The following is a 21,446-nucleotide window of genomic DNA, read 5'->3' on the forward strand; positions in this document are numbered from 1 at the left end:
CTCGTTCGGCTGCGAAGCAGTCGTGAAACCTGCTTGCCGGGTATGACTGTGTGAATGCAGGGGGCCGCTTCGCGACCCAACGGGGGCAAGCCCCCTCGCCACAGGGTGCGCGCGAGCCTGGAGAACTTCTACACCGGCCGACCCGCTACTCAATCCCCACCTGATTGCGCCCATTGTTCTTCGCCAGATACAGCCCCTTATCCGCCGCCGAGATCAACTGCCGGCAATCACTGCCCGCCTGCGGGGTAATCGTCGACAGGCCAATACTGATCGTCAAATTCGCCCCCTCCGCCGGGAACACATGGGGAATCTTCAACGCCGCCACGGTCTGGCGCAGTTTCTCCGCCACCAGCCGCGCGCCGCCCGGCGAAGTGTTGGGCAAGACCAGCGCAAACTCTTCACCGCCGTACCGCGCCGGCAGGTCCGACGGTCGGGCGCTGGCGTCGCGGATGGCCGTGGCGACCTTGCGCAGGGCTTCGTCACCTTCCAGGTGGCCGAAGCTGTCGTTGTAGGACTTGAAGTAGTCCACGTCGATCATCAGCAGTGACAGTTGAGTCTGGTCCCGCAATGAACGTCGCCACTCCAGTTCCAGGTATTCGTCGAAGTGCCGGCGGTTCGACAGGCCGGTCAGGCCGTCGGAGTTCATCAGGCGTTGCAGAACGAGGTTGGTGTCGAGCAACTGCTGCTGGCTGACCCGCAACGCCCGGTAAGCGGCGTCACGCTGGAGCAAGGTCATGTAGGAGCGCGAGTGGTAGCGGATGCGCGCCACCAGTTCGATGTTGTCCGGCAGTTTGACCAGGTAATCGTTGGCCCCGGCGGCGAACGCCGCGCTTTTGATCAGCGGGTCCTCCTTGGTCGAGAGCACGATGATCGGGATGTCCTTGGTCGCCGGGTGGTTGCGGTATTCACGCACCAGGCTCAAACCGTCGAGACCGGGCATCACCAGGTCCTGCAGGATCACCGTCGGCTTGATCCGGATCGCCTGGGCAATGGCCTGGTGCGGATCGGCGCAGAAGTGGAAGTCGATGTTCTCTTGATTCGCCAGACCGCGCCGAACCGCCTCGCCGATCATCGCCTGATCGTCCACCAACAACACCATGGCGGCGTTTTCATCGGTCTTGAAGTCGTCGAGCTGTAAGTCATTCATGTGCGGTCACCTGAGTACTACTTGGGCCAGGATTGCTGTGAAAAGTCTTCATTTGGGGAAAATCTCCAGCAATCGTGGCGCTATCTTGTCCAGTGGGCGAATTTCCACGGCGGCGTCGATGGCCGCAGCCGCTTTCGGCATGCCGTACACCGCACTGCTGTTCTGGTCCTGAGCGATGGTCAGGTAGCCCTGTTGGCGCATGAGTTTAAGCCCCTGCGCACCATCGCGACCCATGCCGGTCAGCAAAACGCCCACGGCGTCGCCGTTCCAGTAACTGGCCACGCTCTCGAAAAACACATCGATCGAGGGCCGGTAAATCTCGTTGACCGGTTCGGCGGTGTAGGCCAGCATCCCGTTTTTCAACAAGCGAATATGGTGGTTGGTGCCGGCCAGTAACACCGTGCCGGCCTGGGGCGGTTCGCCTTCCAGGGCCAGGCGCACGTTGAGGCCGCTGGCGCTGCTGAGCCACTCGGCCATGCCGGCGGCGAATACCTGGTCCACGTGCTGCACCAGCACGATGGCTGCCGAAAAATCCCGTGGCAGGCCCTTGAGCAATAATTCCAGTGCCGCCGGTCCGCCCGCAGAAGAGCCGATGGCCACCAGTTTTTGCCGGGAGCCCGAACTGCGCAGCGGACTCGGCGCCGAGCGAACCCGATTGCCCTTGTCGCCGATCAGCCAGCCGATGTTCATGATCTTGCGCAGCAACGGCGCCGCCGCTTCCGCCGGGTTGCCGGCGCCGATGGCCGGCGTGTCGACCACATCCAGCGCACCGTGGCCCATGGCTTCGAACACCCGGTGCACGTTCTGCTGGCGGTCCACCGTGACAATCACAATGGCGCAGGGCGTATCGGCCATGATGCGTCGGGTCGCTTCCACGCCGTCCATCACCGGCATGATCAAGTCCATCAGGATCAGGTCCGGCGTCTGTTCGGCACAGCGTTGTACGGCCTCGGCGCCATTGCTGGCCACCCAGATCACCTGGTGCGCCGGTTCGAATGCCAAGGCGCGGCGCAGGGCCTCTACCGCCATGGGCATGTCGTTGACGATAGCGATTTTCATGCCCGCGCTCCTCCGATGAGCTCGACCACTGCATCGAGCAGGGCGTCGTCATGAAAACTGGCTTTGGCTAGATAATAGTCGGCTCCGGCGTCCAGTCCACGACGACGGTCTTCTTCGCGATCTTTATAGGACACCACCATCACCGGCAGCGATTGCAGGCGGTTGTCCCGGCGCAATAAAGACACCAGTTCGATGCCGTCCATGCGCGGCATGTCAATGTCAGTGATCAGCAGATCAAAATCCTCCGAACGCAGGGCGTTCCAGCCATCCATACCGTCCACGGCCACAGCCACGTCGTAACCGCGATTGAGCAGCAACTTGCGCTGCAACTCGCGCACGGTCAGGGAGTCGTCCACCACCAGAATCCGCTTGCGCGCCGCTTCCGCCGCCTGGTTACTGTGGCGGGCAATGCGCTCCAGACGCCCGGTGTTGAGCAGTTTGTCCACCGACCGCAGCATGTCTTCGACATCGACGATCAACACCACCGAACCGTCGTCGAGCAAGGCCCCGGCGGAAATATCCTGAATCTTGCCCAGACGCTCATCCAGCGGCAACACGACCAAGGTCCGCTCGCCAATAAAGCGTTCAACCGCCACGCCGTAGATCGCATCGCGCTCGCGAATCACCACGACCTTGAGGGTTTGCTGGCTGTTCTGGCTCGCCGGGCGCTGCAACAACTGACTGGCCGCCACTAATCCGACGTGCCGGCCTTCGTACCAGAAGTGCTGGCGGCCTTCGAGCTGGACGATGTCTTCCGGCTCCAGGTCGCACATGCGTTCGATGTGCGCCAGCGGAAAGGCGTAGGCCTCGTCGCCGACTTCCACCACCAGACTGCGCACCACCGACAGGGTCAGCGGCACTTCCAGGTGGAAACGACTGCCCTCGCCCGCCGTCTGCTCCAGCACCACCGCCCCGCGCAACTGCCGGACCATGTGCTGAACCGCATCCAGACCGACGCCGCGCCCGGAAACTTCGGTGACTTTGTCCCGCAGGCTGAAACCCGGCAGGAACAGGAAGGTCAGCAGCTCTTCTTCGCTCAACTGCGCGGCGGTTTCCGCCGGGGACAGTTGCCGCTCGATGATGCTGCGGCGGACCTTTTCCAGATCAACGCCATTGCCGTCATCGCTCAGTTCCAGCAACAGCAGACCGGCCTGGTGCGAGGCGCGCAGACGGATCAAACCTTCAGCCGGCTTGCCGGCCAATAACCGTTGTTCCGGGGTTTCGATGCCGTGGTCCACGGCGTTGCGCAGCAGATGGGTCAGCGGTGCTTCGAGTTTTTCCAGCACATCGCGGTCGACCTGGGTCTTTTCGCCTTCGATTTCCAGCCGCACCTGTTTGCCCAGATCGCGACCGAGGTCACGGACCATCCGCACCTGCCCGGTCAGCACGTCGGCAAACGGGCGCATGCGACAGGCCAGCGCCGTGTCGTACAACACCTGGGCACGCTGACTGGCGTGCCAGGCGAATTCATCCAGTTCAGCGTTCTTTTCCACCAGCAACTGCTGGGATTCGGCCAATAAGCGACGGGCATCGTCCAGCGCTTCCTGGGCTTCCAGGCTCAGGTTCTGGTCCTTGAGGTGGACGTTGAGGTTTTCCAGCGCCCGCAAGCCGTTGCTTTGCGTGCGTTTGAGGCGCTGCATGGTGGCGAGGTGCGGTTTGAGGCGCAGGGTTTCCACCAGGGATTTGCTCGACAGGTCGAGCAGGCTGTTCAGGCGTTCGGCGGTGACCCGCAACACCCGCTCACCGTTTTCGGTGGTGCGTTTGGTCTTGCGCGGCGGCTCGGCGGGGGCGACCGGCAGCGACTCGACCACCGGAATCGGCACTTCGACCACGGGCGGCTGCACCTGTTGCTCGTCCATGAACGGTGCAATCGGTGTGCTGATCGGCGGCGCCAGCGCCATCGGGTCGAGCAAGCGTCCCATCAGCGCCACATAGGCGTCGATTTCCACCGCCGACGGCGCGTTGTGTGGGGTGGCGATGCGCATCAACAGGTCGGTGCCCTGCAGCAACGCATCGATGTGCTCGGGCCGCAGATACAGCCGCCCTTCCTGGGCGCTGACCAGGCAATCCTCCATCACATGGGCCACGCTGACCCCGGCATCCACACCGACAATCCGCGCCGCGCCCTTGAGCGAGTGCGCCGCGCGCATGCACGATTCCAGGTGATCGGCCTGGGTCGGATCGCGCTCCAGGGCCAACAACCCGGCGCTCAGCACCTGGGTCTGGGCCTCGGCTTCAAGGCTGAACAGTTCCAGCAAAGAGGCGTCGCGCATTTGCTCGGGGGTCATGTGAGGCTCCGGGTCACGGCGGACAGCAACTGTTCTTCATCCAGCCAACGCAGGCTGCGACCTTTGAATTGCAACACGCCACGGGTGTATTTCGCACTGGCCTGGACGCCGGACTGGGACGCGGCATCGAGGATGCGTTCGTCGATGGCGTGAATCCCGTCCACTTCATCCACCGGCACCACCACCGGGCCACCGCGAGCGGCGATGATCAGCATGCGCGGCATCACCCGCCCACCGGCCGGTGCGTTGTTGGTTGCATCGAGACCGAGCAACTCCACCAAAGACAAACACGCGACCAACGCACCGCGCACATTCGCCACACCGAGCAAGGCCCGAGAACGCTGGTGCGGTAAGGAGTGAATGGTTTGCAGCGGTGCCACTTCCACCAGGCTGCGCGTGGCCAGGCCCAGCCATTCTTCGCCGAGGCGGAACATCAGCAGCGAGCGGGTTTTGACGTCGGTTTCGACCGCGGTCGCCACTTGCTCGTGATCTTCCTGCTGCAAGGCGTAGCGGTCGAGCAAGCGGGTGGCGGCGGCGGAGTACACCGCACAATTGCGGCAATGAATGTGCTCGGTCAGCAACGGGCAGGACTTGTCGCCGTGGATGCCGATGCGGTTCCAGCAGTCGTCGATGGCCTGGGCATCTTCATGGGTGACGCTCAAGGTGTCGGAGATGCTCATCGTTTACGCTCACTGTCAGCGGCGCGCTCACTGCGGGCGGCGCGGTCCTGCAATCGTTTGGCGCCCGCCGTGTCGCCCTGGGATTGCAGCAAGGCCGCCAGGTGCATCAACGCGTCGGGGTGCTGTGGTTCGAGGTACAACGCCTTGCGATAAAACCCTTGGGCTTCGAGTGCGCGGCCGGCAACATCGCTGAGCAATCCCAGCCAATAAAACACCTGAGCCACCGGTTCGTGGCTGCGCAGGTAACTTTCGCAGGCGGCGCGGGCATCGGCACTTTTGCCTTCGTTGGCCAGCGCGGCAATGTTCGCCAGCAGTGAGGCGGCGTCGGGGTTAGCGGTTTTCACCGTCGCGGGCAGCGGCACCACCGTTGCGAACGGACGGCTGCGCACTGGCGGCGGGGTCACGCTGCGCACCGGTTGGCGCACCGGCAGCGGCGTCGGCACGAATGAAGACGGATAAGGCTCGGGCTCCGGCGCACTTTGGCGACTGAACGCGAAGGATTGCGGGATACCAATCGAACGCATGCCCAGACGCCCGAGCAAACTGCCCTCCGCCGGGCCGATAAACAGCACGCCATCGACGTGGGTCAGGCGTTTGAGCACTTCGAACACTCGTTGCTGGGTCGGCTGGTCGAAATAGATCAGCAAGTTGCGACAGAACACGAAGTCATAGGGCGGCTCACTCGCCAGCAAGGCCGGATCCAGCAGGTTGCCGACCTGCAAACGCACCTGTTCCAGCACCCGTTCGCTGAGTCGATAACCGTCCTCTTCGGCGCTGAAATGCCGCTCGCGAAAGGCGATGTCCTGCCCGCGAAAGGAGTTTTTGGTGTACAGCGCGCGCTTGGCTTTCTCTACCGAAAGCGGGCTCACATCCATGCCTTCGACCTTGAACTGATGGGGCTTGAGCCCGGCATCGAGCAAGGCCATGGCGATGGAGTACGGCTCTTCGCCGGTGGAACACGGCAGGCTGAGAATCCGCAGGGCGCGCATGTTGTTGATGTCGGCCAGGCGTTTGATTGCCAGTTTCGCCAGGGTGGCGAAGGATTCCGGGTAACGGAAAAACCAGGTTTCCGGGACGATCACGGCTTCGATCAACGCCTGCTGCTCATCCCGCGAGCCCTGCAAGGTGTGCCAGTACTCGTCGGCGGTCAGCGCCTGGGACGCCGTGGTGCGCTGGCGCACGGCGCGCTCGATGATCGCCGGGCCGACCGACGCGACGTCGAGGCCGATGCGATCCTTGAGGAAATCGAAAAAGCGCTGGTCGCTGCTCATGGCTGCTCCCCAAGCGATGCCAGGTCAAGCGGCGGCGATGGAAACAGCAACCCGCGCACCTGATCGTCCAGCAGGTCGGCAACCCGCACCCATTGCAGTAAACCCTGGGCATCCTTGCGCACCGGGCCGAGGTACGGCGCCTGGGGATTGTCCAGGCCATAGGGCTGAAAATCCGCCGGGTTGCAGCGCAGGGTGTCGGTGGCCTGTTCGAGGATCAGCCCGAGCAATTGCGCCGGCGTCGACTCGTCCGGCCGATAGTGCACCAGCACCAGGCGCGTACTGGTGCGGGCCTGGGCCGGTTGGCCGAACGTCAGGGCGCTGAGGTCAATCACCGGCACCACCGCACCGCGATAGGCGAACACCCCGGCGACCCAATCGGGGGCCCGGGCAATCGGCTTCAACGGCAGGCGCGGCAGCACTTCCGCCACCTCGATGGCTTGCAGGGCGTAGCGCTCGTTACCGACGCGGAACACCAGGAACAACGCCTGCTTCGCCGACACCACGGCAGGGCGTTTGGCCGCGAGTTCGCTCATCAGACTTTAAATCGCGAGACGCCGCTGCGCAGCCCGACCGCCACCTGACTCAGTTCGTCGATGGCGAAACTGGCCTGGCGCAAGGACTCGACGGTCTGGCTGCTGGCATCGCCCAACTGCACCAGCGCGTGGTTGATCTGTTCGGCGCCGGTGGCCTGGGCCTGCATGCCTTCGTTGACCATCAACACCCGCGGCGCCAGCGCCTGGACTTGGTGGATGATCTGCGACAGCTGCTCGCCGACCTGCTGCACTTCGGACATGCCGCGGCGCACTTCCTCGGAGAACTTGTCCATGCCCATCACCCCGGCGGACACCGCCGACTGGATCTCACGCACCATTTGTTCGATGTCGTAAGTGGCCACGGCGGTCTGGTCCGCCAGACGTCGCACTTCGGTGGCAACCACGGCAAAACCGCGACCATATTCACCGGCCTTCTCGGCCTCGATGGCGGCGTTGAGCGACAACAGGTTGGTCTGGTCGGCGACTTTGACGATGGTCACCACCACTTGATTGATGTTGCCGGCCTTCTCGTTGAGGATCGCCAGTTTGGCGTTGACCAGATCCGCCGCGCCCATCACCGAATGCATGGTGTCTTCCATGCGCGCCAGGCCTTGCTGCCCGGAACCGGCCAGCACCGAGGCCTGATCGGCGGCGGTGGAGACTTCGGTCATGGTGCGCACCAGGTCACGGGACGTGGCAGCAATTTCTCGGGACGTCGCGCCGATTTCAGTGGTGGTGGCGGCGGTTTCGGTGGCGGTGGCTTGTTGTTGCTTGGAGGTGGCGGCGATTTCCGTCACCGACGTGGTGACCTGCACCGACGAGCGCTGGGCCTGGGACACCAGGGCCGTAAGCTCGGTCATCATGTCGTTGAAGCCGGTTTCCACCGCGTTGAATTCGTCTTTACGCTCCAGGTTCAGACGACTGCTGAGGTCGCCAGTGCGCATGATTTCGAGGATCTGCACGATGCGGTTCATCGGCGCCATGATGGCGCGCATCAGCAGCAGGCCGCAGAGGCCGGCGGCCAGCACCGCGATCAGCAGGGACACGCCCATGATGATCTTCGCAGTGAGCACGGCGTCATCGATGTTGGCCATGTCCTGGTCGGCCACGGCTTTGTTTTCACGCAGGATATCGTTGAGCTTCATGCGCCCGGCCGTCCAGGTCGGGGTCAGTTGCTCGTTGAACATCTTGATGGCCTCGGCTTCCTGATTGCGCTTATGCAAATCAAGTACTGCGACGAGGGTCTTGTTGTACTCCTCATGGAGTTTTTCGAAGGCGGCGAATTCGACCTTGTCTTCCGCCGTGGTGACGGTTTTGCGATAGCTGTCCATCGCATCGACCACGCGTGCTTCGAAGCTTTTGAAGTCGGCGGCGTCTTCGGCACTGATGCCCTGCCCTTCCTTCAAGCCGAGCATTTCCTGGGTCTGGAGAAAACTGTCGACCCAGGCGCCACGGATGGTCGAGCTGTAATACACCCCGGGCACTGCGTCTTCACGCACGCTTTCTTCACTGGCCTCGATCTTCAGCAACCGGGAATACGAGACGACGACCATCAACAGCATGATGGCAATAATGACCGCAAAGCTCGCCAAGATGCGTTGGCGCAACGTCCAGTTCTTCACAGTATGTCCTCGGGGCCATTTTCAAATGCTGCGGAGTATAGCTGAGGGCGGTGTTTCATTTATAAGACGGATGCGCGTCGCCCTCCGCCCCGGGGGTAAATAGCCGGGACGGGCTCTGGAATGGGACTTTCCGCTAGATGGGGGGAAGGTTGCCAGTGGTGATTTGGCAGAAAGGGGCCGTGGAATGGTCATGGGGGGGGATGGGCTTAGCTGAAAGGCGCGAAATTGATCGTTCCCACGCTCCGCGTGGGAATGCAGCCAGGGACGCTCTGCGTCCCAAATGGACGCGGAGCGTTCAAAGAGGCATTCACACGCGGGAGCGTGGGAACGATCAGATCATAGGCGTTACGGGCATCGCTTACATTGCAGCCTGGCGCACCTGTTTCTCCAGCTCCGCCTTCAAACCCGGTTCAAGCTTCAATTGCCGCGCCAGTTCATCGAGGTAGGACTTCTCCATGAAGTTCTCCTCATCCACCAGCATCACGCTGGCGATGTACATCTCGGCGGCCATTTCCGGGGTGCTGGCGGCGCGGGCGACGTCGCTCGGGTCGAGGGGTTTGTTGAGTTCGGCGTGCAGCCAGTGTTGCAGTTCCTGGTCGTTATCGAGCTTGGTGAATTCACCTTCAATCAGCGCCCGTTCACGTTCATCGACATGACCGTCCGCCTTGGCCGCTGCGACCAGGGCCTTGAGAATCGCCTGGCTGTGCAACTCGACCTGCGCTGGCGGCAAGCGGTCGACCGTTTGCGGCTCGGTCTTCGGTGCCGTGCCCTGCTGGGCCTGCCAATTACCGTAGGCCTTGTAGGCAATCACGCCCAGCGCGGCGAGACCGCCGTAGATGGCGACTTTGCCGCCCACCTTGCGCACCTTCTTGTTCCCCATCAGCAGCCCCATCGCCCCCGCCGCCAACGCACCACCACCCGCCCCCGAGAGCAAGCCACCGAGGCCGCCCGAGCCACCGCTGCCGCCTAGCAAGCCGCCCAGGCCGCCGGCAGAAGGCTTGTTTTGATGACCGCCAGACTTTTTCTGCAACAGGTCCTGGCCGGATTTGAGTAACTGATCGAGCAATCCACGGGTGTTCATTTGCTGCCTCCACGAATTCGGGGTAACTGGATCAATAAGGCCATCAGCCTAGATCGAAAGTGCCCAGCGACCGGCGACGAGAGTGCTTCCAGATGTTGCCCGCGCTTTTCAACTTGCCGCTTGAAGCTCACCACTTGCGCCAGCACCTCAAAAAAATAGATATACACTCGAACAAATCTATAAAAGCCGCCCACCGGGTACCTTTCCGATGATGACCCTGCGTCAGATCCGACATTTCATCGCCGTGGCCGAGACCGGCTCAATCTCCGCCGCCGCGCAAACCGCGTTCATTTCCCAATCCACCCTGACCCTGGCGATCCAGCAACTGGAGCAGGAAATCGGCGTCATCCTGTTCAACCGACACGCGAAGGGCATGACCCTGACGCACCAAGGGCATCAATTCCTACGCCAGGCGCACTTGATTCTGGCGACCGTCGATAACGCCAAACGCAGCCTGCAACAGAGCACCGATCAGGTCGCCGGGCAGTTGATCGTCGGCGTGACCAGCCTGGTCGCCGGTTACTACCTCGCGGATCTGCTCACGCGATTCCAGCGCGCCTACCCCAACGTCGAAATTCGCGTGATGGAGGACGAACGCCCCTACATCGAGCATTTGCTGGTCAGCGGCGAGATCGATGTCGGGGTGTTGATCCTTTCCAACCTCGAAGACCGCCACGCCTTGCAAACCGAGGTCCTGACCCATTCGCCCCACCGCCTGTGGCTGCCGGCCCAGCACCCGTTGCTGGAACACGACAGCATCAACCTCGCCGATGTCACGCGCGAGCCGCTGATCCAGCTCAATGTCGACGAAATGGACCGCAACGCCCAGCGCATGTGGTCGGCGGCGTCGCTGCAACCGCGCATCACCTTGCGAACCGCCTCCACGGAAGCCGTACGAAGTCTGGTGGCGGCCGGTCTGGGCGTGTCGATTCAGCCCGACATGACCTATCGCCCGTGGTCTCTTGAGGGCGACATCATCGAAGCCCGACCCATCGCCGACCTCAGCCAGACCCTCGACGTTGGCCTGGCGTGGCGCCGTGGCACTGCGCGGCCGGCGCTGGTCGATCCGTTCCTGACCGTCGCCCGCGAGCAGCCCCATGGCGGGCGCAAGCCATCTATTTAATCGAACGCCACCTTCAGTATTTAGAATTTGTCGACCTCGGGCTCGCGCACTAGTCTTGTTACATCTTTATAAGACGGCCGGGCCCCAGTCACTGGGAGCACCATGGCCACACAAGAAAAGAGAACCCGAAAAATGGCTGGCGCGCAGACCCCGTTGTTCACCGCGTTGTTGATCGATGGCGAGTTGGTCGCGGGCCAGGGCTTTGTCGAGCCGATCCTCAACCCCGCCACCGGCGAAGTACTGACGCACATTGCCGAAGCCAGCACCGAGCAAGTCGAAGCCGCGATCCTCGCCGCCCACCACGCCTTCGCCAGTTGGTCCCGCACCACCCCGCAGCAACGTTCGAACCTGTTGCTGGACATCGCCAACGCCATCGAAAAAAACGCCGACCTCCTCGCCCGCCTCGAATCCCTGAACTGTGGCAAGCCGTTGCACCTGGCCCGCCAGGACGACTTGAGCGCGACGGTGGATGTATTCCGCTTCTTCGCCGGGGCCGTGCGCTGCCAGACCGGCCAGCTCAGCGGCGAATACCTGCCGGGCTACACCAGCATGGTGCGGCGCGATCCGATTGGCGTCGTCGCGTCCATTGCGCCGTGGAACTACCCGATCATGATGGCCGCCTGGAAAATCGCCCCGGCCCTGGCCGCCGGCAACACCCTGGTGTTCAAGCCTTCCGAACATACGCCGCTGTCGATCCTGGCCCTGGCGCCAGCCCTGGCCGAGATCCTGCCGCGCGGGGTGATCAACATCATCTGCGGCGGCGGTGAAGGGGTTGGCAGCCATTTGGTCAGCCACCCGAAGGTGCGCATGGTCTCGCTGACCGGCGATATCGTCACCGGGCAAAAAATCCTGCAAGCCGCCGCAAAAACCCTCAAGCGCACGCACCTCGAACTCGGCGGCAAAGCCCCGGTGATCGTGTGTAACGACGCGGACATTCAAGCGGTGGTCGAAGGCGTGCGCACCTACGGCTATTACAACGCCGGCCAGGACTGCACGGCGGCGTGCCGGATTTATGCACAGGCCGGGATTCATGACCGTTTGGTGGCCGAATTGGGCGCGGCGGTCAGCAGCCTGCGCTTCGCCGGTAAGCGGGATGCCGACAATGAAATCGGTCCGCTGATCAGCACCCGTCAGCGTGACCGCGTGGCCAGTTTCGTCGAACGCGCCCTCGGCCAGCCGCACATCGAGCGGGTCACTGGCGCGGCGGTGCATTCCGGTGCCGGCTTCTATTACCAGCCGACCTTGCTCGCCGGCTGCAAACAGAGCGATGAAATCGTGCAGCGCGAAGTGTTCGGACCGGTGGTCACCGTCACCCGTTTCGATGAACTCGCGCAAGCGGTGGACTGGGCCAACGATTCGGAATACGGCCTCGCCTCATCGATCTGGACCCAGAACCTCGACAAAGCCATGCAGGTGGCGGCGCGCTTGCAGTACGGCTGCACCTGGATCAACAGCCATTTCATGCTGGTCAGCGAAATGCCCCACGGCGGCCTGAAGCGTTCGGGCTACGGCAAAGACTTATCCAGCGATTCGCTGCAGGACTACAGCGTGGTGCGGCACATCATGGCCCGGCATGGCCGGGAGCTTTAAGCGGCAAGCTACAAGCTACAAGTCAAAGCAGATCGCTGTTTCTTGCAGCTTGACGCTTGCCCCTTGCAGCTACTCTTTACTCTTAACAAAAACCTAAAAAACAAAGAGGTGTGTCCCATGTTCGCGCACAAGACCGCACTGCTTAGTGCAATCACCACTGCATTGCTCGCCAGTGCCAGTATCCAGGCCGCCGAACCGCTGAAAGCCGTCGGTGCCGGCGAAGGTCAACTGGATATCGTGGCCTGGCCGGGCTACATCGAACGTGGCGAGAGCGACAAGGCCTACGACTGGGTGACCGGTTTCGAGAAGGAAACCGGCTGCAAGGTCAGTGTGAAAACCGCCGCCACTTCCGATGAAATGGTCAGCCTGATGGCCAAGGGCGGATACGACCTGGTCACCGCGTCGGGCGATGCCTCGTTGCGCTTGATCGTCGGCAAGCGGGTGCAGCCGATCAACACGGCGTTGATTCCGAACTGGAAGAACATTGACCCGCGCCTCAAGGACGGTCCCTGGTACGTCGTTAATAAACAAACCTACGGCACGCCCTACCAATGGGGCCCCAACGTGCTGATGTACAACACCAATGTATTCAAGACCGCGCCGGACAGCTGGAGCGTGGTGTTCGAAGAACAGACCTTGCCGGACGGCAAGTCCAACAAGGGCCGGGTCCAGGCGTACGACGGCCCGATCTACATCGCCGATGCAGCGCTGTACCTCAAATCGACCCGTCCGGAACTGGGGATCAAGAACCCCTACGAACTCAACGAAACGCAGTACAAAGCCGCGCTCGACCTGCTGCGCAAGCAACAACCGTTGATCCACCGTTACTGGCATGACGCGACCGTGCAGATGAGCGACGTCAAGAACGAAGGCGTAGTGGCATCCAGCACCTGGGGTTACATGGTCAATGGCCTGGTGGCCGACAAGCAGCCGGTGGCCTCGGTGATTCCCAAAGAAGGGGCCACAGGCTGGGTCGACACCACGATGATGCATGTCGATGCCAAGCACCCCAACTGCGCCTACAAGTGGATGGACTGGTCGCTGCAACCGAAAGTGCAAGGCGACGTATCGGCGTGGTTCGGCGCACTGCCGGCAGTCCCTGAAGGCTGCAAGGCCAGTGAGCTGCTCGGTGCCGAAGGGTGTGCGGCCAATGGTTACGCCCAATTCGCCAACCTGGCCTTCTGGAAAACCCCACAGGCTGAAGGCGGCAAGTTCGTGCCGTACAGCCGCTGGACTCAGGACTACATCGCGATTATGGGCGGCAGGTAACACCAACTGATCGTTCCCACGCTCCGCGTGGGAATGCATCACTGGACGCTCCGCGTCCATTCGCGCAGTCGTGACGCAGAGCGTCACCGGCTGCATTCCCACGCAGAGCGTGGGAACGATCATCACTGAAGAACTCAGAAAGTCAGGCAGGGCCGCTGCGACGACCCTCGCCTTTTTGGAGCACCGCACCATGACGCTTGCAGTCCAGTTCACCAACGTTTCCCGGCAGTTCGGCGAAGTGAAGGCCGTTGACCGGGTTTCCATCGATATCCAGGACGGCGAGTTCTTTTCCATGCTCGGCCCTTCCGGCTCGGGCAAAACCACGTGCCTGCGCCTGATCGCCGGGTTCGAACAACCGAGCACCGGCTCGATCCGCATTCACGGCGAGGAAGCCGCCGGGCTGCCGCCGTATCAGCGTGACGTCAACACCGTGTTCCAGGATTACGCGCTGTTCCCGCACATGAACGTTCGCGACAACGTCGCCTACGGTTTGAAGGTCAAAGGTGTCGGCAAGGCCGAACGCCTGAAGCGCGCCGAAGAAGCCCTCGACATGGTCGCCCTCGGCGGCTACGGCGAGCGCAAACCGGTGCAACTGTCCGGCGGCCAGCGCCAGCGTGTGGCGTTGGCCCGCGCGTTGGTCAATCGCCCTCGCGTCCTGTTACTGGATGAGCCGCTGGGCGCTCTCGATCTCAAGCTGCGCGAACAAATGCAGGGCGAATTGAAGAAGCTGCAACGCCAGCTCGGCATCACGTTTATCTTCGTCACCCACGACCAGACTGAAGCGCTGTCGATGTCGGATCGCGTGGCGGTGTTCAACAAGGGACGCATCGAACAGGTCGATACCCCGCGCAATCTGTACATGAAACCGGCGACCACCTTCGTCGCGGAATTCGTCGGCACCTCCAACGTGATTCGCGGCGATCTGGCCCGACAGTTGAGCGGCAATCCGCAGCCATTCTCGATCCGCCCAGAGCACGTGCGCTTCGCCGAAGGTCCTCTGGCCAGCCATGAAATCGAAGTCAGCGGTTTGCTCCACGACATCCAGTACCAGGGCAGCGCCACCCGCTATGAAGTGAAGCTGGAAAACGGCCAGGTCCTGAACATCAGCCAGGCCAACGTGCAATGGCTGGACACCAGCGCCCAGCACCAGACCGGGCAACGCATCAGCGCCCGTTGGGCTCGCGAGGCCATGATCCCGCTGCACGACAACGTTGCTGGCGGGGTGTGAGATGAACACCTTGGCAATCTCGCACACCCCGGCCAACGGTTCGCCGTTGCGGCGGTTTTCCAACCTGCTGTATCGACGGCCGAATTTTTACCTGGCGCTGCTGCTGGTGCCGCCGCTGCTGTGGTTTGGCGCGATCTACCTCGGCTCGCTACTGGTGCTGTTGTGGCAAGGCTTCTACACCTTCGACGACTTCACCATGGCGGTCACGCCTGACCTGACCCTGGCCAACTTCGCCGCACTGTTCCAGCCATCGAACTTCGACATCATCCTGCGCACCCTGAGCATGGCGATTGTGGTGTCGATCGCCAGCGCCATCGTCGCGTTCCCGATCGCCTACTACATGGCGCGCTACACCACCGGCAAGACCAAGGCGTTTTTCTACATCGCGGTGATGCTGCCGATGTGGGCCAGTTACATCGTCAAGGCCTACGCCTGGACGTTGCTGCTGGCCAAGGGTGGCGTGGCGCAGTGGTTTGTTCAGCACTTGGGGCTGGAGCCGGTTTTGCAATTCATCCTTGGCATTCCCGGAGTGGGTGGCAGCACCTTGTCGACCTCGCATTTGGGACGGTTCATGGTATTCGTCTACATCTGGCTGCCGTTCATGATCCTGCCGATCCAGGCTTCACTGGAACGCCTGCCGCCCTCATTGCTGCAAGCCTCGGCGGACCTTGGAGCCAAGCCGCGCCAGACCTTTATGCAAGTGATTCTGCCGCTGTCGATTCCGGGCATTGCGGCGGGTTCGATCTTTACGTTTTCCCTGACCCTGGGCGACTTCATCGTGCCGCAATTGGTGGGCCCGCCGGGGTACTTCGTGGGCAGCATGGTGTACGCCCAACAAGGCGCGATCGGCAATATGCCGATGGCCGCCGCGTTCACCCTGGTGCCGATTGTGTTGATCGCCATTTACCTGACCATCGTCAAACGACTGGGGGCCTTCGATGCACTCTGAGAAAGCTTCTATAGGTCTGCGCATCGCAGCCTGGGGCGGGTTGGTGTTTTTGCACTTCCCGATCCTGATCATCTTTTTGTACGCCTTCAACACCGAAGACGCGGCGTTCAGCTTTCCGCCCAAGGGCTTCACCCTGAAGTGGTTCAGCGTGGCGTTTTCGCGGCCCGACGTGCTGGAAGCAATCAAGCTCTCGGCGGAAATTGCCGCCATCGCCACCTTGATCGCCATGGTCCTCGGCACCCTCGCGTCGGCGGCGTTGTACCGGCGGGAGTTCTTCGGCAAACAGGGCATCTCGCTGATGCTGATCCTGCCGATTGCGCTGCCGGGGATCATCACCGGGATCGCGCTGCTGGCGACCTTCAAGACGTTTGGCATCGAACCGGGGATGTTCACCATCATCGTCGGCCACGCGACCTTCTGCGTGGTGATCGTCTACAACAACGTCATCGCCCGTTTGCGCCGCACTTCCCACAGTTTGATCGAGGCGTCGATGGACCTCGGCGCCGACGGCTGGCAGACCTTCCGCTACATCCTCCTGCCGAACCTCGGCTCGGCGTTGCTGGCCGGCGGCATGCTCGCCTTTGCCCTGTCGTTCGACGAGATCATCGTCACCACCTTCACCGCCGGGCATGAACGCACCTTGCCGTTATGGCTGCTCAACCAGCTCAGCCGCCCTCGGGACGTGCCGGTAACTAACGTCGTCGCGATGCTGGTGATGATGGTGACCATGTTGCCGATCCTGGGGGCGTATTACCTGACACGGGGTGGTGAAAGCGTGGCGGGTAGTGGCGGGAAATAACCCAATGTGCAAACCGAATCCTGTAGGAGCGAGGCTGGCCCGCGAAGGCGGTGTGTCAGCCAACATCAATGTTGAATGTGATGGCCTCTTCGCGGGCAAGCCTCGCTCCTACAAGAGATCCGGTTCCGACAGAAAAATAATAGTTTCGATGAGGACAGAACCATGCAAACCAAACTCTTGATCAACGGCCAACTGATCGACGGCGAAGGCCCCGCCCAACCGGTGTTCAACCCGGCGCTCGGCCGTGTGCTGGTGGAAATCAACGAAGCCAGCGAAGCACAGGTCGATGCCGCCGTGCGGGCCGCCGACAACGCCTTCGAAGCCTGGTCGCAAACCCCGCCCAAGGAACGCTCGCTGCTGCTGCTCAAACTCGCCGATGCCATCGAAGCCCACGGCGAAGAACTGGCGAAACTGGAGTCGGACAACTGCGGCAAACCCTACAGCGCCGCGCTGAACGACGAGATCCCGGCGATTGCCGACGTGTTCCGTTTCTTCGCCGGCGCCAGCCGCTGCATGAGCGGTTCGGCCGGTGGTGAATACCTGGCCGGTCACACCTCGATGATTCGCCGCGACCCGGTGGGTGTGATCGCCTCCATTGCTCCATGGAACTACCCGCTGATGATGGTCGCCTGGAAAATCGCCCCGGCCCTGGCCGCCGGTAATACCGTGGTGCTCAAGCCGTCGGAACAAACCCCGCTGACCGCGTTGCGTCTGGTGGAGCTGGCGTCGGAAATCTTCCCGGCGGGTGTACTCAATCTGGTATTCGGCCGTGGTCCTACGGTTGGCAGTCCATTGGTCACGCACCCGAAAGTGCGCATGGTGTCGCTGACAGGTTCCATCGCCACTGGCGCGAACATCATTTCCAGCACCGCCGACAGCGTCAAACGCATGCACATGGAACTGGGCGGCAAGGCCCCGGTGATCATCTTCGACGACGCTGACATCGACGCCGCCGTGGAAGGTATTCGTACCTTTGGTTTCTACAACGCCGGGCAAGACTGCACCGCTGCGTGCCGCATCTATGCGCAAGCAGGCATCTACGAAAAGTTCGTCGAGAAGCTCGGCGCGGCGGTCAGCAGCATCAAGTACGGTTTGCAGGATGACCCGGCGACCGAGCTGGGGCCGCTGATTACCGCGCAGCACCGCGACCGCGTGGCCGGGTTTGTCGAGCGCGCTGTGGCGCAATCGCACATTCGACTGATCACCGGTGGCAAGGCTGTGGAAGGCAATGGTTTCTTCTTCGAACCGACGGTGTTGGCCGACGCGCAGCAGGACGACGAGATCGTTCGCCGCGAAGTGTTCGGGCCGGTGGTGTCGGTGACCCAGTTCAACGATGAAGCGCAGGTGCTGGGCTGGGCCAATGATTCGGATTATGGCCTGGCGTCATCGGTCTGGACCTCGGACGTCGGCCGCGCCCATCGCCTGGCCGCGCGTTTGCAGTACGGCTGCACCTGGGTGAATACCCACTTCATGCTCGTCAGCGAAATGCCCCATGGCGGTCAGAAATCGTCCGGTTACGGGAAGGACATGTCGATGTATGGGCTGGAGGACTACACCGTTGTTCGGCATGTGATGTTCAAGCATTAAAAGCTTCGCGGGCAAGCCTTGCTCCAACAGGGTTGATGTCGTTCACATGTTTGGCGAACGACACAAAACCTGTAGGAGCGGCCTCACCGCAAATCCCAAGGAAGAAACCGGCACCCTGCACCACCAGGTTCCACCCCAGACAAACCAAAACAATAACCACCGACCCGGGCAGCGCCTTAACGGCCCCGCCACGGTTTCGGACATCCGAAATCTGCCGATTTTCCGGAGCTGACAGACCATGAGTGCACTACCCGAACTCTCCCCCGCCGCAGCCGACAGCGATGCCGAGCAACTGCGCAAACTGGGCTACACCTCGAACTTCAATCGCAGCATGAGCCTGTGGGAAAACTTCGCCCTGGGCTTCACTTACCTCTCGCCGGTCGTCGGGGTTTATACCCTGTTCGGCCTGTGCCTCGCCGCCGGCGGGCCACCGATGTTCTGGGCCTATTTGCTGGTCGGTTGCGGCCAGTTGCTGGTGTGCCTGATCTTCGGTGAAGTGGTGTCGCAATTCCCGATTTCCGGCGGCGTCTACCCATGGGCCCGGCGCCTGGTGGGCAAAAAATGGGCGTGGATGGTCGGCTGGATCTACTCCATCGCCCTGTGCGTGACCATCGCCGCCGTGGCCGTCGGCGCCGGCCCGTACCTCGCCGCGATGATGGGTTTTGAGCCGAGCAACAACACCAACATCGTCATTGCCCTGTTCCTGACGCTGTTCGCCACCCTGGTCAACCTCAGCGGCACCAAAGTGCTGGCGCGGATCGCCATGTTCGGCTTCCTTTGCGAGCTGATTGGCGCCGTCATCGTTGGCGTGTACCTGCTGATCTTCGAACGCCACCAACCGATCAGCGTGCTGTTCAACACCTTCGACATCCGCATCGACGGCTCCTACCTGCCGGCCTTCCTCACCGCCTCCCTGGCCGGGATGTTCCTCTACTACGGCTTCGAAGCCTGCGGCGACGTCGCCGAAGAAACCCCGAACCCGAGCAAGCAAATCCCGATTGCGATGCGCATGACCATCTACATCGGCGGCATCTCCGCCATGTTCGCCTGCCTGGCCCTGATCCTCGCCGTACCGGACATGCAAGCCGTGATCAACGGCACCGACAAAGACCCGGTCACCACCATCCTCAACAACGCCTTCGGCCCAGTGGGCTCGAAAGTGGTGATGGGCGTGGTCATGATTTCCTTCATCTCCTGCGTCATCAGCCTGCAAGCGGCGGCGAGTCGTCTGCTGTACTCCTACGCCCGGGATGAAATGGTCATCGGCAGTAAGCTGTTGAAGAAGATTTCGCCTACCACTCAAGTGCCGGTGGCGGCGTTGTTTGTGTCCAGTGTCCTGCCGGCGTTGATCATCGTGCTCGGATTTTTCCTGCAAGACGCGGTGGCGACCATCGTCAGCTTCGCAGCCATCGGGATTTACCTGGCGTTTCAGATGATCGTGTTGGCCGCGTTGTATGCACGGATGAAAGGCTGGAAACCGAGCGGCAAATTCACCCTCGGCGCATGGGGTTTGCCGGTAAACATCGGGGCGCTGGTTTATGGCGTTGGCGCGATCATCAACATGGCGTGGCCGCGTACGCCGGATGCGGCTTGGTACATCAACTATGCGATGGTGTTGAGTACGGCCATTGTGATTGGGCTGGGGTTGATCTACATGTGGATTGCGAAGCCGTATGACCACGGGACTGCGCCTGCGGGGGATGCTTGGAGGGTTAGTCGGTAAGAATTTTGCCTCCGACCCCGTTGAAAGTGCCGAGATGAAATACTCCCCTTTTCTCTCACGCGTTGAGAAAAGGGGAGTTAATAACGATATCGACTGGAAAGAAACCCATCAAAGCAGCAGCTCAGTTTGATCGTGCTTCAGTAAGGATATGCGATCGAAAAGCTTTATTTTTTCATCCGCTTTTTTCTTAGCAAAATCAGACATAAATGTAATCAGCTCCTCGAGCTGCTTTACACTCCCTACCACTTTAAAAGCTTTCTCTTTATTGACAAAAACGAGCGACTTCTTCTTTCGAGACAACAGTTCTATTACGTTACTGAGCGTCCCGGTGCTTTTTGCATCCCATATCATCAAGCCGTAATCAGCGGCCTCAGCCATGACAACGTCCTTCGCGGTGAAAAATGCTCGTGACCCTTTAGAATGCTTGGTTTCCACTGTCCTCGCCGGCCACTCTCCAAGATTGTTTCTCGGGGTAGCACCGCTGCAATAAATGGTCGTTTTAGATCGAACCAGGCTTAACAGATATTCTTGAATAGATGTATCGGCTCCGCCTGCATCGCCAACCACGACATCAAACTCAGAATCAACGATATTATTGATACGCTCTTTAACCTTCGGATCAAGGTGTTTGATATTAATAGAGCCCGCAATAAATACAGTTGTCATCTATTTCACTTCCAAGTTAATGCGGCAACGTAGATTTTTCCAACTTTTGGATACTTACGCAGAGCAGCGCAAGCAGCATCCATTGATGCCCCACTGTCAAACAAATCATCAACGACCAAAACATTCCAACAGCCAGTACTAGTAATTTCATCATTGACGCTAAAGCTTGCTCCAATAGCAGCAACCTTTTCAGCTTTGGTATGCAAATCTTTAAGCGATTGCCCCATACCAGACTTCCGGAGTAAATCCGAGAACACAGGCAGTCCTATTATTCGCCCTAACTCCACGGCCACCTCAGTGACTGGTTGCCTAGCACGAACGTTTGAGGCCGGCATAGGAACAACGAATCCCACCTGAGCAAGCTTAGGCAAGACATTGGTCGCTACAGCTTGGGCAAGAGGGCTCACCTGACTCCAATCCTTCTGATATTTGAGCTGGTAGGTCGCTTGTCCTACCTCTGTACGGAGATTATCGAATCGCGGGTTTCCTCGCTCGTCATCTCCTAGAAAGGTACTACTTATCATGTGCTTGTCCAGCACCCATCCCTGGTCCCAAGGGCCGTTTATCTGTTTCAAACATACTTTCAAGGCATTCTCCATTTTTGAAGCCTGTCCGTTAAGCACCAAAATTCATTGGCGCTCTCTGACCCTAGGCAATGAAAAACAGAGATACCAGACGACCATCGATTGGCGCTGAGCCTCATGCAAAAACAGGAAATTCCTACAGACCGAGCCTTCCGCTAAAAGCTCCAATTCCTACAACACGTGACGCCAGAGTAGACTTGGCACCGCGAGCGCCTGGACGATAGGCTTTACCTCGTCGCTGCCAAAT

The 21,446-nt window shown here is 60.9% G+C and carries 18 protein-coding genes; 8 read left to right on the plus strand and 10 right to left on the minus strand.

Annotation, left to right across the window (positions count from 1 at the left end):
- Positions 1-145 precede the first annotated feature (145 nt).
- From ACZ89E_RS17020 to ACZ89E_RS17055, 8 genes are all read right to left on the minus strand, one after another.
- The gene (locus ACZ89E_RS17020; RefSeq protein ID WP_149657420.1) at positions 146-1,147 is read right to left on the minus strand and encodes a response regulator; all 1,002 of its coding nucleotides are present in this window, start codon (positions 1,145-1,147) and stop codon (positions 146-148) included.
- 48 nt (positions 1,148-1,195) lie between these two features.
- Positions 1,196-2,206 (minus strand): chemotaxis-specific protein-glutamate methyltransferase CheB, encoded by a 1,011-nt coding sequence (cheB, locus tag ACZ89E_RS17025; protein ID WP_476256101.1) that lies wholly within the window; start codon positions 2,204-2,206, stop codon positions 1,196-1,198.
- Positions 2,203-4,494, minus strand: a complete 2,292-nt coding sequence (locus ACZ89E_RS17030; protein ID WP_476256102.1) for a response regulator — start codon at positions 4,492-4,494, stop codon at positions 2,203-2,205. Before ACZ89E_RS17030 ends, cheB begins: the two co-directional genes overlap by 4 nt.
- Positions 4,491-5,174: a chemotaxis protein CheW gene (locus ACZ89E_RS17035; protein WP_463259497.1), complete on the minus strand. Its 684-nt coding sequence runs from the start codon at positions 5,172-5,174 to the stop codon at positions 4,491-4,493. Before ACZ89E_RS17035 ends, ACZ89E_RS17030 begins: the two co-directional genes overlap by 4 nt.
- Entirely contained in the window at positions 5,171-6,445 is a 1,275-nt protein-coding gene (locus ACZ89E_RS17040; RefSeq protein WP_476256103.1) for a CheR family methyltransferase, read from the minus strand. The genes ACZ89E_RS17035 and ACZ89E_RS17040 overlap by 4 nt, the downstream gene beginning before the upstream one ends.
- On the minus strand, positions 6,442-6,978 hold the full coding sequence (locus ACZ89E_RS17045) for a chemotaxis protein CheW (protein ID WP_476256104.1): 537 nt from the start codon (positions 6,976-6,978) through the stop codon (positions 6,442-6,444). The genes ACZ89E_RS17040 and ACZ89E_RS17045 overlap by 4 nt, the downstream gene beginning before the upstream one ends.
- Positions 6,978-8,600: a methyl-accepting chemotaxis protein gene (locus ACZ89E_RS17050; protein ID WP_476256105.1), complete on the minus strand. Its 1,623-nt coding sequence runs from the start codon at positions 8,598-8,600 to the stop codon at positions 6,978-6,980. Before ACZ89E_RS17050 ends, ACZ89E_RS17045 begins: the two co-directional genes overlap by 1 nt.
- Positions 8,601-8,958: 358 nt before the next feature.
- Positions 8,959-9,681, minus strand: coding sequence for a tellurite resistance TerB family protein (locus tag ACZ89E_RS17055; RefSeq protein WP_149657427.1), 723 nt, complete (start codon positions 9,679-9,681; stop codon positions 8,959-8,961).
- A 208-nt stretch (positions 9,682-9,889) separates the two neighbouring features.
- On the opposite strand from ACZ89E_RS17055, the gene ACZ89E_RS17060 reads away from it, so the two are divergent.
- From ACZ89E_RS17060 to ACZ89E_RS17095, 8 genes are all read left to right on the plus strand, one after another.
- Positions 9,890-10,804: a LysR family transcriptional regulator gene (locus ACZ89E_RS17060; protein WP_149657428.1), complete on the plus strand. Its 915-nt coding sequence runs from the start codon at positions 9,890-9,892 to the stop codon at positions 10,802-10,804.
- Between the two features lie 102 nt (positions 10,805-10,906).
- On the plus strand, positions 10,907-12,394 hold the full coding sequence (locus ACZ89E_RS17065; RefSeq protein ID WP_149657429.1) for a gamma-aminobutyraldehyde dehydrogenase: 1,488 nt from the start codon (positions 10,907-10,909) through the stop codon (positions 12,392-12,394).
- A 117-nt stretch (positions 12,395-12,511) separates the two neighbouring features.
- Positions 12,512-13,663: a putative ABC transporter substrate-binding protein YdcS gene (ydcS, locus tag ACZ89E_RS17070; protein ID WP_463259492.1), complete on the plus strand. Its 1,152-nt coding sequence runs from the start codon at positions 12,512-12,514 to the stop codon at positions 13,661-13,663.
- A 190-nt stretch (positions 13,664-13,853) separates the two neighbouring features.
- Positions 13,854-14,891 (plus strand): ABC transporter ATP-binding protein, encoded by a 1,038-nt coding sequence (locus ACZ89E_RS17075; RefSeq protein WP_463259491.1) that lies wholly within the window; start codon positions 13,854-13,856, stop codon positions 14,889-14,891.
- 1 nt (position 14,892) lies between these two features.
- Complete coding sequence (locus tag ACZ89E_RS17080) at positions 14,893-15,840, plus strand: ABC transporter permease (RefSeq protein ID WP_476256106.1); 948 nt, start codon at positions 14,893-14,895, stop codon at positions 15,838-15,840.
- Positions 15,830-16,639, plus strand: coding sequence for an ABC transporter permease (locus ACZ89E_RS17085; RefSeq protein ID WP_476256107.1), 810 nt, complete (start codon positions 15,830-15,832; stop codon positions 16,637-16,639). Before ACZ89E_RS17080 ends, ACZ89E_RS17085 begins: the two co-directional genes overlap by 11 nt.
- 162 nt (positions 16,640-16,801) lie before the next feature.
- On the plus strand, positions 16,802-18,226 hold the full coding sequence (locus tag ACZ89E_RS17090) for a gamma-aminobutyraldehyde dehydrogenase (protein ID WP_476256108.1): 1,425 nt from the start codon (positions 16,802-16,804) through the stop codon (positions 18,224-18,226).
- 238 nt (positions 18,227-18,464) lie between these two features.
- Positions 18,465-19,949 (plus strand): APC family permease, encoded by a 1,485-nt coding sequence (locus tag ACZ89E_RS17095; protein WP_476256109.1) that lies wholly within the window; start codon positions 18,465-18,467, stop codon positions 19,947-19,949.
- Positions 19,950-20,057: 108 nt separating this feature from the next.
- Here the strand turns inward: ACZ89E_RS17095 and ACZ89E_RS17100 are convergent, their stop codons facing one another.
- Together ACZ89E_RS17100 and ACZ89E_RS17105 are read right to left on the minus strand one after the other, a co-directional pair.
- Positions 20,058-20,615, minus strand: a complete 558-nt coding sequence (locus tag ACZ89E_RS17100) for a hypothetical protein (RefSeq protein WP_463259489.1) — start codon at positions 20,613-20,615, stop codon at positions 20,058-20,060.
- Positions 20,616-20,620: 5 nt separating this feature from the next.
- On the minus strand, positions 20,621-21,214 hold the full coding sequence (locus ACZ89E_RS17105; RefSeq protein WP_256672220.1) for a ComF family protein: 594 nt from the start codon (positions 21,212-21,214) through the stop codon (positions 20,621-20,623).
- Between the last annotated feature and the right edge of the window lie 232 nt (positions 21,215-21,446).

This window comes from Pseudomonas sp. TE3899 (assembly GCF_056279105.1).